Origin of the sequence: Acinetobacter sp. YH12126, assembly GCF_013418745.1 — a bacterium.
GTDB classification, from domain to species: domain Bacteria; phylum Pseudomonadota; class Gammaproteobacteria; order Pseudomonadales; family Moraxellaceae; genus Acinetobacter; species Acinetobacter amyesii.
Map to the genome: position 1 here is coordinate 180,516 of NZ_VPBM01000007.1, position 13,054 is coordinate 193,569.

Below are 13,054 nucleotides of genomic sequence, written 5' to 3' on the forward strand. Positions count from 1 at the left end.
AATCGATTAATATACTATAAGAGAGGTAAATTGCAAAAAATCTAGCGCTTTTGGTGACCGTCTAGGAAACGATCGACGCAATAACTGATGTAATTGATGGTTTCTTGATCATTTTCATCAATGGTGATGCCCATGAGAACGCGCCATTCTAAATTACGCAAAATTCCAAAATAAAATTGAGCCGAAAACAACGGGTTTTCACAATACAGCAAACCGTGTTGATGCGCTTGATTTAAAATTTCTGCAACGGTGTTCTGAATTTGTTTTGGGCCTTGCTCATGAATATAACGTGCTATTTCAGGATTACGTCCTGTTTGTTCTAAGACTAACCGCATAAATGCCGCATTTTCAGGCATCACGATATGCTGATGAAAGTCACTTAAAGTATTGATGAGATAAGCACGAATATCGGTGTCAGGGCTGACTGTAAATGGTAGGCAAATATCTTTGAAAAATAAGCAGCGACGATAGTCACAAATAGCCTTAAATAATCCGTCTTTATTACCAAAATATTTATAGATTGACGCTTTTGAACCACCTGCATGATTCACGATGTCATCTAGTGAAACTGCATCAAAACCACGTTTTAAAAAAAGCTCCGTAGCACTTTCTAAAAGCGCAACACATCGTTCATGTCCGCGCCGCGTTTGTGGCTGGTCATGCGTTAAAGGTTCGATGTGTATTAAATCTTGCATAAAATGATAATATTTAACAAAAAAAGAGCTGATTTGACGATAATTATAGCAAAAAATTCAGTACTTTTCTGCTTTGCTCATAAATAAGAGATCTTTGACTAAAGAATAACAACAGATAGGTGACAAGTGAAATATTTGACTAAAGTTTTAGAGTTAATATTCTACAAAGCCATAGAGTTGGAAAAAAATATGGATATACTCAAACTTCGAAAATTAAAGTAAATGCCGTGGAAAGGAATATGACACAACAAACGTCTGCAGGCTTAAGATTTAGACAAGCATTGGAAATCGAAAAACCATTACAAATCATTGGCACAGTAAATGCCTATGCAGCAATGATGGCAAAAGAAGTTGGCTATAAAGCCATATATTTATCTGGTGCAGGTGTTGCGAACTATTCATATGGTTTACCTGACTTAGGCATGACCAGTTTAGACAATGTTTTGGAAGATGTTCGTCGTATTACTGAACGTGTAGATACGCCATTACTCGTCGATATCGATACAGGTTGGGGCGGTGCATTTAATATTGCCCGCACTGTGAAGCAAATGATTGCTGCGGGTGCAGCAGCGGTTCATATCGAAGACCAAGTCGCGCAAAAACGCTGTGGACACCGTCCGAACAAAGAAATTGTGACGCAGCAGGAAATGGTTGACCGTATTAAAGCGGCTGTCGATGCAAAAACTGATTCAAACTTTGTAGTGATGGCACGTACAGATGCTTTGCAGAAAGAAGGTCTGCAAGCAGTGATTGACCGTGCATGTGCATGTGTAGAAGCCGGTGCTGATGCGATCTTTGCTGAAGCAATGACTGATATTACCATGTACAAAACTGTCTGCGATGCTGTTGGTGTCCCTGTACTGGCAAACATTACAGAGTTTGGTGATACCCCTTACTACACCAAAGAAGAACTAGGCGAGCAAGGCATTTCAATGGTGCTTTACCCATTATCACCAACACGTGCAATGCAAAAAGCGGCACTCGAAGTAATGCATGCGATCCGCAATGACGGTACACAAGTCAATGTACTGGATAAAATGCAGCAACGAAAAGAACTCTATCAATTCCTCGATTATCACACTTTTGAAAACACCTTAGATAAATTGTTCACTGAAGGAAAATAAAAAATGGCTGAAGGAAAAGTACTCACGGGCGCAGGACTGCGCGGACAAGTAGCTGGTAAAACTGCATTGTCAACTGTAGGCAAAAGTGGTGCGGGCTTAACCTATCGTGGTTATGACGTTCAAGATTTGGCAGAAAACTGTCAGTTTGAAGAAGTTGCGTATCTCATTTTCTTTGGTGAATTGCCAACAACAGAACAACTAGCAGCATACAAAGCCAAACTCAAATCATTGCGTCAATTGCCGCAAGCATTGAAAGAAGTATTAGAACGTATTCCTGCTGACTCACACCCAATGGACGTGATGCGTACAGGCGTTTCAATGCTCGGTAACCTTGAAACTGAAAAATCATTCGATGAACAACAAGATGTTGCAGACCGTATTTTGGCAACGCTACCTGCGATCATCTGCTACTGGTATCGCTTCAGTCATGATGGCGTACGTGTAGAAGAAAACACCGATGATGATTCAATCGGCGCTCAATTCTTACATTTACTTCGTGGCGAAAAACCAAATGAATTGCATGAGCAAGTGATGAACGTGTCACTGATTCTGTATGCAGAGCATGAGTTTAACGCTTCAACATTCACAGCGCGTGTATGTGCATCAACATTGTCAGATATGCATTCATGTATCACAGGTGCAATTGGTTCACTTCGTGGCCCATTACATGGCGGTGCAAATGAAGCAGCAATGGAAATGATTGAAAACTGGACGTCTCCAGAAGAAGCTGAGCGAGAAATGCTAGGCAAACTTGAGCGTAAAGAAAAGATCATGGGCTTTGGTCATGCGATTTACAAAGATAACGATCCACGTAATGGCATTATCAAGAAATGGTCTGAACGCCTAGCAAAAGATGTCGGTGATACTGTACTTTATCCTGTATCAGTGCGCTGTGAAGAAGTGATGTGGCGTGAGAAGAAATTATTCTGTAATGCTGATTTCTTCCATGCATCTGCATATCATTTCATGGATATTGCAACCAAGTTGTTCACGCCAATCTTTGTAATGTCACGTGTAACAGGTTGGGCTGCACACGTTATGGAACAACGTGCGGACAATCGTATTATTCGCCCAAGTGCGGACTATACAGGTCCGGAATTACGTAAAGTTGTGCCAATTGCAGAGCGTTCTGCAGCATAATTTTAAGTGTAATAAAAAAGCCTCAAAAGAGGCTTTTTTATTATTTGTTATTTAATTTAACAATCTATTTGGTTAGTAAAACTGGATCTTCAACGCTATATCCTGTTTCAAATGGAATCCCTAGATATTTAACAGTTACTAAATAAAAAGGCTTTTGCACTACACGATAAGTTTTAGAGATTTTTAAACCTTCTTTATAGGTCTCAGCCTTTTGTACAGCGCTTTTATACTGCGAATTTTTAACACGATATTGATAGGTCCATTTATCAATGGTTTCAATGGGGTCATACCATGATTTTGCAGTGCCATTCATGGTTGTTAATACCTGTATTCGAGCATTATTGTTATTTACTGGTGTTAATTTGACTAAACGTTTTTTTATTTTCGCGATTTCTTTATTAAACTGGGTGCTGTCTTGATCGTAATCAATCCGTTTTGTCTTTGGATTAATATACAAAGACTTCACTGTAATTAATTGCGTCGGTTTTTTGCTATCTAATTGATAATAATATAATTGTGGTAAACGACCACGACCATCTTCAAAATGACGCATTAAATAGATTTTTTGGTCTTTTTTATCAAAACCTAAAACCTCAATGGTTTGAGGGCCGCCTACCGTCGCGAAAGCAGAGCAGGACAGTAGGGTGCTAATTGCGAATGCATTGAAATGACGTAGCTGCATTTTCTTGTCCTGATAAGTAAATTCCTCAATACAGTATGCGATGCAAAATGATATTTAAATATGAAGATTATGTATGTTTTATTCTGCATTTAAGATGTCTAATACACTGTGAGCAACATTTTCAGTTAACTGCTCTAAGCGTTCTAAAGCCGTACCCAAAATAAAATAATGATAATTATAGATACGACCATCATGTAAAATTGAAATATAAAATGTTCCTTCGGGTTTTTCTACGGTTGCACTGCCACCGGGTTTGAGTAATCCAGTGCAGGCCACCACGAAGTCCGCATGTAAAAATAGTTGTTGTCCTTGCTCAGCCATCGCTTGAGTCACTTCTGCGGATTCGGCCGTAAATTTTTCTATTAGTAAAGGATCTACTTTTAAAATTTCACGCTTGATCGATGGATCATAGCTGACAAGACCACCTAACAAGATATCTGCACCACTATTCTTATAAATTGAAAATTGGCTACATAAATAACCAGAGCTCGCACTCTCGATAAATGCGATAGTCATGGATTTTTGTTCTAAAGCATCGCAACACAGTTTAAGCACGTGCTTACCCCAAAGTAGAATGGTGAATGATCATTAGTATTCTTAAAATTTTAGCATTGATTTCGCTCGTCTGTAATTTCACTAAAAGTCTAAGTTGGCACTGTGGGCGTTGAGGAATTCACAAAAATAGCGTGATTGTTTAGAAGCTGTACGAAAATATGAAATAAAGGTTTCTTCGGAAGGGAAACGATGTTAAAACTTAAAATAAAGAGCGTAACAAAAGTAGGTTTATTTCAATGAAAACGACTGTTAAATATGTAGTATTAAAAAGCCTAGACTATCAATTGGGCACGCCACTTTTTCAAGAAGAATTAGACGCAGATAGCCTGTATTTTGATCAAATTCCGGCTGTAATTCAGTATCAAAATCATCAATTCAAAGTGAAAAGTAAAGAGTTAAAGCGTGTTTATTTGGTGGAAGAAAATGAAGACATGCAAACCATTATTGTGAAAGTACTTGCCGTTTAATTTCGATCAATTTGTAGTATTAAAAATACAGTTCTCATTGAGTTGGGAGCTGTTTTTTTTGTATTTGACAGACTCAAATTTATATATAAATCTAGATTTAAATGAGATATGTATTTTTAATGACCACTTGATCGTGTCGTCTTCGCTATTCGACTAACAGCTATTTAATCCCCCAGATATTATTTAGTATAATTTATCTGTTTTTTCATGGGGGAAGAAATGATGGACTTATTTAAATTTCTAAAAAGCTTCAATACAACGGGTACTTATCTTTTAATTTCAACGATTTCGCTAGTATGCTTAGTTGTGTATTTCTATTTTATTAATCCAAAATGATCTAAATTGGTTACCAACATCTTTGGCTTTAAATAAAATGATTAGTAAATAAAACTACATAATTAAATTTTTTATCAAAAATATTAATATAAATTTAAAATAGAGCTAATGGTTTTAATTCATTTGTGTATGGGTAAAGCCAAAACGATAGCAAAGTTTTTCTATGCAAGATGTTATGAAAGAAGAAGCGCAACGTACGAAAAATTTTGGACGTAGGTTTGTTCATCTACGAATTATATTGCGGAATAAGACCTTACCGGTAGGTTTGTGCAACAAAGCCTTTAACGATATAAAAACTTTAATTTTTTAAAATTGTAACAAAAATAACTTTTAAGACTTTCAGGTTATGTATTTTAATTAAACTTAACAATAGTTTAGCTAGATATTTAAAATGGATAAAATTAATATCTTTAATTTACATTAACTTTTTATTTTTTGAACTATTTCGCACTTTTTAAATTTATACAATTTAGTTAGATTTATAGAACAACAATTCTTAATCGAGCAATAAAAATGCCCAATCTATATGATCATCATGTTTTAAGGCAGATCTATGATTTTATAGTCGAACGGGAAGGATTCGAAAAATTAACACCCTATAACCAAGCTATGGAGTTTTTCAAAGAACTTTCTCAAGGAGATCAATCGGACGTCATACAAACGGAGCCAAATATCCTTTATGGAAAATTTGGGAGCATATCTAAAATCAATCTTAGATTAGTACCCTTATTTCGAGAAAAGGATAAGTTCTTAAAATGGGCTTATAAGCAACTAAACTAACTAAATAACTTACTAAGTATTACTAAAAGGTATGAAATAACAAACTCAAACATTAGGAATAAAAAATGACTAACAATGCCAGTGGTATAGTGAAATGGTTCAATGAAGGTAAGGGATTTGGATTTATACAATCTGATAGTGGTGAAGATTTATTTGCACACTACAGTGAAATAAACATGAGCGGCTATAAAGCACTTAAAGAAGGCCAGCGTGTACAATTTGAAATTACTCAAGGAAAAAAAGGCCGACAAGCTAGCAATATCACAGTTATGTAAGGCAACTGTGTTGGGTTGCTAACCGCAGTTAATAAACATAAAAATTTAGCCGTAAAAATTTTTTTGAGCTTTGTGCACATGGGTACAAGATTCAAAATACTTATTACAATATTTTTCTTTAGTTTAATCGTTATTTGCTTTGTAGTTCATACGGAAAACAAGGAAATAAGGTTAAGTGAAATGAAACGATTGGTTAAATAATATTTATGTTATTAAATTTAAATAATTAATTTAATATATCAAGGGCCATTAAAATGTTACAACTTATAAAATGTATGATTAGTATACATAGTGAGATGGTTACACGAAAGTGCTTTGATGGAAATTTAATTTTTTTGTCAGAGTTGTTTAAAAGTAAAGAAATAACGACTCAAAATAATTTAAAGTTTCAGAAAATTCCGCTAGGAAGTAGCGGGATTCTTTTGGTGACTATATGATAGACAAAGTACAGGCAAAACACGACTTAGAAATTTACATAAAGTATTGCAATGATTATCACACAAATATTGGATAGCTAGCAGGAAGAGAATATAAAAATCACAAATATAAATAAAATTGAAATAATTTTAGGTGAATATTAATATATCTGATATAGTGTGTTTGATCGAATCCGTAAGCGGAACGGTAGTGTTTGAGTTGTTAACGGAATTGCGTATACCCTCCATTCTGATGTTCAAGCATCAAATTCAAACAGTTAACGCATAGCATGAATTCGCATCATGCCGATCAAGGGAAGCCTGCAGCTATCCGTGGGTTTTCCTTAAATTCTATTTTTAAGATATTAATTTAATTTTTTATCTTTCTTAAATTTCATAGCTACTGTAAATATCATAAGTTTAAATTTTTCTTAAGTGAACAATCTCCAAAATTAAAGTTGGTTTTATTTTTAATACTATTCTGTTTACAAAAGCTCATTATATGAGTCAATAAATGAACATATCTAACGGCTGGACTACTGCTTCAGCAACTAACGGCGATGAAATTCGTGTGAATATTATTCCGTTAAAAAAAATTCAAAGCAATTTGAATGGTAAAACTTTAGTTGAAGTTGCTAAACAAGTTGTCCTAGAGTCAGGACAAAAGTTAACTTTAAATATTGATGGTAAATCTTTTTATACTGAACTAAATAAACTATATAAATTGTATTTTTAAACATTCACTCTCAAACCTAAACAGTTTAGAGCTAAATTTTTTAATTAAATTATTTATAGATTAACTATTTATTTTCTTCATTTTTGAAGAACTCTAAATTAAATATTATTAAAGGAAATTATTATGTCAAATTTAACTACAGGTACTGTTAAGTGGTTTAACGATACTAAAGGCTTCGGTTTCATCGCGGCTGATAATGGCGAAGAAGTTTTTGCTCATTTTTCTCAAATCATTTCAGGTGGTTTTAAATCACTTGCTGAAGGTCAGCGTGTACAGTTTAGCGTATCAAAAGGTCAACGTGGTTTCCAAGCGAGTGAAATCATTGGGATTGATGGATAATACATGGATACTTTACTAAACAAAGTAATGTTAGATGTGGTTGATCAACATGGCGCTGTCTATACACTAGAAGCTATGTGCGAAAAGTCATCTGATGAGCCAAATAGTTTTGGGGATTGCGTCCGTTATCTAAATATAGATGATGAAATAATTAAGCCTAGCTTTGATATGCATTTCTACAGTGATAAAACTGGAAAAATATTTAAGTTATTTTAATTTTTACATGCAATTAAATTAACCTCCTCCGGGAGGTTTTTTATTGGGTGAAATATGGAGCCTGATGTATATAAAGCGCTAACCAAAAAGATACGTCCCAAAAAGAAACCACGCACCAGGCCTTTACCTAAAGCCAGTGAAAAATACTGAGAAGCATACGAGCGACTAAAAGAAATATTAGACCAAATGGAAATGAAATTTGAGGAATACTTTCATTTCAAAAGTACGAAACATTGGCTTTTTGATCTTCACCTTATTGAATACCGAGTGTTTATTGAAATTGCTGGTGGTCCGTGGTCGGGTGGTCGCAAGGGTAAACTAGCAACAAAGGCTTGGAGTATGGATCGTTACGATCATGCTGAAGAATTGGGGTATCGATTTCAGTGTGCCGCAGCAAGCGGCGTAAGAGATGAGGGTATGGCCCCTCGCTATCGGCTTGCAGGAGCAGGTAGCAAACCACCATAAGCGGCTTGGATCAAAAGTCCCGGTCGTGAGCGTTATGGAAAAGGCATCGTAGAGATGTCAGGTAAGAATTAGGAAGGCGAACAACAGTGAACTGCCGTTCAAGTGTCGAAAGTACTCAAATGACATCAAAACCGGGGATGGAAGTTACCCCGCGATTAGTTTGGCCGTTACCTGCTTACGGGCCATTCGGTGTCCGGCGTAGAGGCAGCGCGATCCTAATTCAGGCTCTTACGTTGAACTGCGGGAACCTTCGGTGGCGATGTCAAGCGAAAGGCACAAGCTCAAAAGGCAAGGCTGATAATAGCAATGCGTCACCAAGGGGCGGAGCAACTCGTAGTAGTGTTGAAGTTACTGTAATGGTAATGGAGCGAAGGGGTTGCATTATCCAGGTCTACGGATTTGTCAACTGTGCAAGCAGGAGGAGCAAAACTTTATGACCAAACCATTTAACATTCCTAAAGCGTTAATCTGGGAGGCATTTAAAAAAGTCAAAGAGAATGGTGGCGCTCCAGGCGTTGATCATGAATCTATTGAGCAATTCGAAAAGCATTTAAAGAACAACCTATACAAACTATGGAATCGACTTTGTTCTGGCAGTTATTTTCCACCGCCAGTTAAGGCTGTTCCGATTCCAAAGAAGTCAGGTGGCGTGCGTATACTAGGTATTCCAACAGTTGCAGATCGAGTCGCGCAAACAGCAGTTAAGCTCTTATTAGAGCCGAAAATTGATCCATTATTTCATCCAAACTCATATGGATATCGTCCGGGGCGTTCTGCCCATGATGCAATTGCGATAGTGAGGAGACGAAGTTGGGATTATGACTGGGTTGTGGAATTTGATATCAAAGGTCTCTTTGATAACATCGACCATGATTTACTAATGCGTGCACTCAAGAAACACTGTGAAATTCCATGGATTCTTTTATATGTGCAACGTTGGTTAAAAGCACCAATGCAACACATAAATGGCCATCTTTTAGAAAGGAATCGCGGCACACCACAAGGTGGTGTTGTGAGTCCTTTATTGGCGAATTTATTTATGCATTATGCTTTTGATATGTGGATTACGAAACATCTTCAAAGTGTACGGTTCTGCCGTTATGCAGATGATGGCGTAATTCATTGTCGGAGTTTATCTCAAGCCAAACTTGTTTTACAAAAGATCGATGCACGATTTCGTGAATGTGGTCTCGAATTGCATCCAGACAAGACAAAGATTGTTTATTGCCAAGATATTAATCGTCGTAAAGCATATCCCGATGTTCAATTTACTTTTCTCGGGTACACGTTTAGGCCCCGTAAGGCTGTGGACAAGTATAAAAGAGTTTATGTAAATTTCTCTCCTGCAGTCAGTCGTGATGCACTTAAAGCAATGCGACAGACTATTCGGAAATGGCATCTACATCTGATGTGTAATCGCGAATTAAGTGATTTATCTGCAATATTCAATCCAATTCTTCAAGGTTGGCAGCAATACTATGGTCGATTCCATGGTTCAGCAATGTCAGCGATCTGGCAACACATGAATGCTTATCTTATACGCTGGATGAGGCGTAAGTATAAAAACTTGGCCCGTCATAAAAGACGGGCTAGATATGCCTTAGGGCGACTTGCGCGTGATTTTCCAAATGCCTTTGTGCACTGGAAAATGGGATGTTTACCATCGGTTGGATAATGGGAGCCGGATGAGCTGAGAGGTTCATGTCCGGTTCTGCGAGGGGCTAAGGGTGAAATTCCCTTGGTCTACTCACCCAGATTTGAATTTGCAGATATCAATATGGGGCGGGCAAAGGCCTGGCTAAAAGCTTAAAAAAAACATGAGTTATCTTAAATTAGATATTTCAAAGCATATTGTTTCAGGATGTTAGATTACTTTAATTTTCTCATAATAACCGTTAGTTTGGGATTTCAACCTTAACAATTATGAGAAGAAAGTCATGAATAAAAATTTTGAATTACATGTTTTAAGCCAGATTTATGATTTTCTGATAGAGCGAACTGAACATTCACAGCAAGGTTTGCATAACAAGGTTCTGGAGTTTTTCAAAGAACTTAATTTAGGTAATGACAATGATTTTGAAATTGTTGATCCTAAAAAGATTGCGGGTAAATTTGGAGCAGTGAGTTTTATTCACTTAATCAATGTACCAAACTTTCATGATAAAGATAAATTTTTAAAATGGGCATACACGCAGTTGAATCGATAGTTCATATCAATATGCTTTAAAGGTATATTTTGAATACATATTTTGATTAAAGTGCTTTATAATTTACTGGCTCATATCAGCGCAAATGAATTGGGTGAAGCCTCACATGTATATGTGGGGCTTTTTTCATTCAATTTATGGAAAATGTGAATGATCAAATATTACAATCTTTATCTGATTATTACCTTAATATGAGGGATATTTATCACTTTTGTGTGTAATTGCAAAATAAAACAAGAACTTGATTCACATAGATCTAACAGTTGTATCCTCATATTTAAGGATTATTGGTTATATTGAATATGCTTGTTAATTAATCAATATTTACAGCAATTTCTAAACTGATAATTACTTAAAGGGAATATGAATGTCTAATTTAACAAACGGTACAGTGAAGTGGTTCAACGGTACAAAAGGTTTTGGATTTATTGCTTCCGATACTGGTGAAGAATTATTTGCACACTATAGTGAAGTACGAATCGATGGCTATAAAGTACTAGAGGAAGGTCAGCGTGTAATGTTTGAAATTACAAATGGCAAGAAAGGCAAGCAAGCCAGCAATATCCAAATTCTCTAAAAAAATATTTACTAAACATGTAATGACATGTCATGTCTTGACCCGTCAATAATTGACGGGTTTTTGTCATTAATTGCCATTAAGTTTTAATATTTAAATGCTTAATTTAATTAAATGAAAACTACATGATAAGAGCAATAAAAAATGGCCTTTACAAGACTACAAGTACTGATTGGCGGACTAATTATAAGTGTGTTGATTTCTTCTGTGTGGATTTACCATGAAAAGAAGAAACAACGACGGGAAGAAATTCAAAAAATCATCATCGAAGCTAGAGCAGGATTAAGTCACGCTCAATAATAGGAGCTAAACTTGGAATACTTTAGACCATTCCCTCCTTCAGATCTAATTGATCAGGCCGAGGAAGAAGACGCCATACGTCTTGCAGCAGCACAAGAATTATTGGCCTGGGTGAAAGATAATTATTTAAATGTAGGGATAACTTCATAATCTAGACAATCATTAATATACGAAAAACTTTATTTAAAGAATTTCTTATTATTTATCTCATCAATGATTTTCATAAATTTACACAGTAATCGTCATGCTTTGTTAGTGTAGAGTTTTAACAAATATATAGGCCTAAAGTATGAAAACGTTAGCCATTATAAGCGTGGTACTCGTATTGGGGCTGGTAGGTTGCCAGCAAAAAGACAGCAATGAAAATGAAGAGACGACAACACCTCATACATTAGATAAAGACTAACTTCCTCCAATGATTATTACAGCAGATATGAAAAAACCCTCATTAAGAGGGTTTTTTTGGATTAGGGTTTTAAGCTTCAATCCAATTATCTTTAACTTCTTGAGAGTCTTTAGTCAGTACAATTTTATTGTCTGTAATTTCACCAACCCATGAAACTGGAATTAAGTGGTGATGACCATCACCATGCTTAGTCAGTTTAATTTGATCCGAACCTTGCAAGTGGTCTACTTCACCAACTTTAGTCCCACATGAAGCAATTACATCTGCATGGCTCTTAATATTTTCAACATTAATAGTAGTCATTAGAATATTATCCTATTTCAATGTGAGTGAGCATTCAGCCTATCGTAAATAGACGCTGATATCAGGGATTGAAATAGAAGGGATACAAAGGATCTTATATTCTTACGTTCTTGGCCAGATAAATTACATTGTATTATTTAGAAATAAGTCCCCAAGAATGGGACTTATTAAATAACTTATTTATGCTGAGTCTTAATGAGATCTGATAAATCAAAACCGATAGATTTTGCATAATCTAGGTATTCGTCAACTGTGGCTTGGTTGGGGTTAGCAGTTCTGCTGAGCACCCAAAGATATTTTTTATTTGGTGACCCAACTAATGCAGTTTGATAGTCATCATCAATTTTTAAAACCCAATAATCACCACGGCCTACTGGCAACCAACGAATTGCTTTTGGTAAAAAGCTCACTTTAAGTTTCGAGTTTGCTGGCGCGTTCTGAACATATGCTTCACCTATTGATTGGTTAAGTTTGCCGTCCGCACTATAGCAACTATTATCTACTTTCACGTTACCATTTTCATTTAAAGAATATTTAGCAGTGACGTTGTAATCACATTTGTTCTGGAAATATAGCGGCTTACGTGCAATTTCATGCCATGTACCAAGATATTTATTTAAATCTACCTTTGATACTGCTTGGACTTCCGTAGTGTTTGCATTTGCAGTTGAGAGCATTGAACCAGCTATAAGTACTGCACCACCAGCTAAAAGGAGCTTACGGGTTTTTGAATTCATGTTATAAGCCTACTTTAATTTGAAAGTGAATTAATTACTATAAATTGCTTTTAAGGTCATTTTGTTTTTTTATGTATTAAGTATTTGATCTTTAATCATTGTTTAACTTTTCAAGTTTTATTAATCCTTTTACTACCATTTTTAACAGATAAATAATATTATTTATATAAGCCCAAAAACTAAGTGAAAAAATGCTTACATTAAGCAAAATTATAATTACTTTCTAAGAACTCACTTACTTCTAAAGCACTTCAAGAGAGTATTGAATAAGAAAATTAATTGACGAAATAAATAGTTT

At 35.7% G+C, this 13,054-nt stretch carries 16 protein-coding genes and 1 pseudogene; 12 read left to right on the forward strand and 5 right to left on the reverse strand.

The window, feature by feature from the left end:
- Positions 1–41: 41 nt before the first annotated feature.
- Positions 42–695: a TetR/AcrR family transcriptional regulator gene (locus FTU62_RS06845; RefSeq protein WP_078188637.1), complete on the reverse strand. Its 654-nt coding sequence runs from the start codon at positions 693–695 to the stop codon at positions 42–44.
- A gap of 239 nt (positions 696–934) precedes the next feature.
- Here FTU62_RS06845 and prpB point away from each other — a divergent pair, with 239 nt between their 5' ends.
- Both prpB and prpC read left to right on the forward strand, forming a co-directional pair.
- Positions 935–1,819 (forward strand): methylisocitrate lyase, encoded by an 885-nt coding sequence (prpB, locus tag FTU62_RS06850; RefSeq protein ID WP_180094557.1) that lies wholly within the window; start codon positions 935–937, stop codon positions 1,817–1,819.
- 3 nt (positions 1,820–1,822) lie between these two features.
- Positions 1,823–2,959: a 2-methylcitrate synthase gene (gene prpC / locus FTU62_RS06855; RefSeq protein ID WP_078193462.1), complete on the forward strand. Its 1,137-nt coding sequence runs from the start codon at positions 1,823–1,825 to the stop codon at positions 2,957–2,959.
- 64 nt (positions 2,960–3,023) lie between these two features.
- On the opposite strand, the gene FTU62_RS06860 is transcribed toward prpC, so the two are convergent.
- Together FTU62_RS06860 and FTU62_RS06865 are read right to left on the reverse strand one after the other, a co-directional pair.
- The gene (locus FTU62_RS06860) at positions 3,024–3,641 is read right to left on the reverse strand and encodes an aminotransferase (RefSeq protein ID WP_078193461.1); all 618 of its coding nucleotides are present in this window, start codon (positions 3,639–3,641) and stop codon (positions 3,024–3,026) included.
- A gap of 78 nt (positions 3,642–3,719) precedes the next feature.
- Positions 3,720–4,196 (reverse strand): CinA family protein, encoded by a 477-nt coding sequence (locus tag FTU62_RS06865; RefSeq protein WP_180102253.1) that lies wholly within the window; start codon positions 4,194–4,196, stop codon positions 3,720–3,722.
- A 236-nt stretch (positions 4,197–4,432) separates the two neighbouring features.
- On the opposite strand from FTU62_RS06865, the gene FTU62_RS06870 reads away from it, so the two are divergent.
- From FTU62_RS06870 to FTU62_RS06915, 10 genes and pseudogenes are all read left to right on the forward strand, one after another.
- Positions 4,433–4,663 carry a hypothetical protein gene (locus FTU62_RS06870; RefSeq protein ID WP_180102254.1) on the forward strand — a complete coding sequence of 77 codons (231 nt, stop codon included), beginning with the start codon at positions 4,433–4,435 and terminating at the stop codon, positions 4,661–4,663.
- Between the two features lie 1,181 nt (positions 4,664–5,844).
- Positions 5,845–6,054, forward strand: a complete 210-nt coding sequence (locus tag FTU62_RS06875) for a cold-shock protein (RefSeq protein WP_180102255.1) — start codon at positions 5,845–5,847, stop codon at positions 6,052–6,054.
- A gap of 930 nt (positions 6,055–6,984) precedes the next feature.
- Entirely contained in the window at positions 6,985–7,206 is a 222-nt protein-coding gene (locus FTU62_RS06880; protein ID WP_067766975.1) for a transposase, read from the forward strand.
- 123 nt (positions 7,207–7,329) lie between these two features.
- Entirely contained in the window at positions 7,330–7,545 is a 216-nt protein-coding gene (locus FTU62_RS06885) for a cold-shock protein (RefSeq protein WP_180023751.1), read from the forward strand.
- Positions 7,546–7,548: 3 nt separating this feature from the next.
- A complete protein-coding gene (locus tag FTU62_RS06890) occupies positions 7,549–7,761 on the forward strand; it encodes a hypothetical protein (RefSeq protein ID WP_180102256.1) in 213 nt (70 codons plus the stop codon).
- Between the two features lie 54 nt (positions 7,762–7,815).
- Positions 7,816–8,226, forward strand: a pseudogene (locus tag FTU62_RS06895) (hypothetical protein).
- Between the two features lie 433 nt (positions 8,227–8,659).
- Positions 8,660–9,901 carry a group II intron reverse transcriptase/maturase gene (gene ltrA / locus FTU62_RS06900; RefSeq protein ID WP_004826931.1) on the forward strand — a complete coding sequence of 414 codons (1,242 nt, stop codon included), beginning with the start codon at positions 8,660–8,662 and terminating at the stop codon, positions 9,899–9,901.
- A gap of 262 nt (positions 9,902–10,163) precedes the next feature.
- Positions 10,164–10,433, forward strand: coding sequence for a hypothetical protein (locus FTU62_RS06905; RefSeq protein ID WP_078193453.1), 270 nt, complete (start codon positions 10,164–10,166; stop codon positions 10,431–10,433).
- A 367-nt stretch (positions 10,434–10,800) separates the two neighbouring features.
- Complete coding sequence (locus FTU62_RS06910) at positions 10,801–11,010, forward strand: cold-shock protein (protein WP_111883687.1); 210 nt, start codon at positions 10,801–10,803, stop codon at positions 11,008–11,010.
- Positions 11,011–11,322: 312 nt separating this feature from the next.
- Positions 11,323–11,460 (forward strand): hypothetical protein, encoded by a 138-nt coding sequence (locus tag FTU62_RS06915; RefSeq protein WP_180102257.1) that lies wholly within the window; start codon positions 11,323–11,325, stop codon positions 11,458–11,460.
- A 325-nt stretch (positions 11,461–11,785) separates the two neighbouring features.
- On the opposite strand, the gene FTU62_RS06920 is transcribed toward FTU62_RS06915, so the two are convergent.
- Positions 11,786–12,019, reverse strand: a complete 234-nt coding sequence (locus FTU62_RS06920; RefSeq protein WP_078193451.1) for a DUF2171 domain-containing protein — start codon at positions 12,017–12,019, stop codon at positions 11,786–11,788.
- Positions 12,020–12,195: 176 nt separating this feature from the next.
- Positions 12,196–12,756 (reverse strand): lipocalin family protein, encoded by a 561-nt coding sequence (locus FTU62_RS06925; RefSeq protein ID WP_180102258.1) that lies wholly within the window; start codon positions 12,754–12,756, stop codon positions 12,196–12,198.
- Positions 12,757–13,054: the final 298 nt, after the last annotated feature.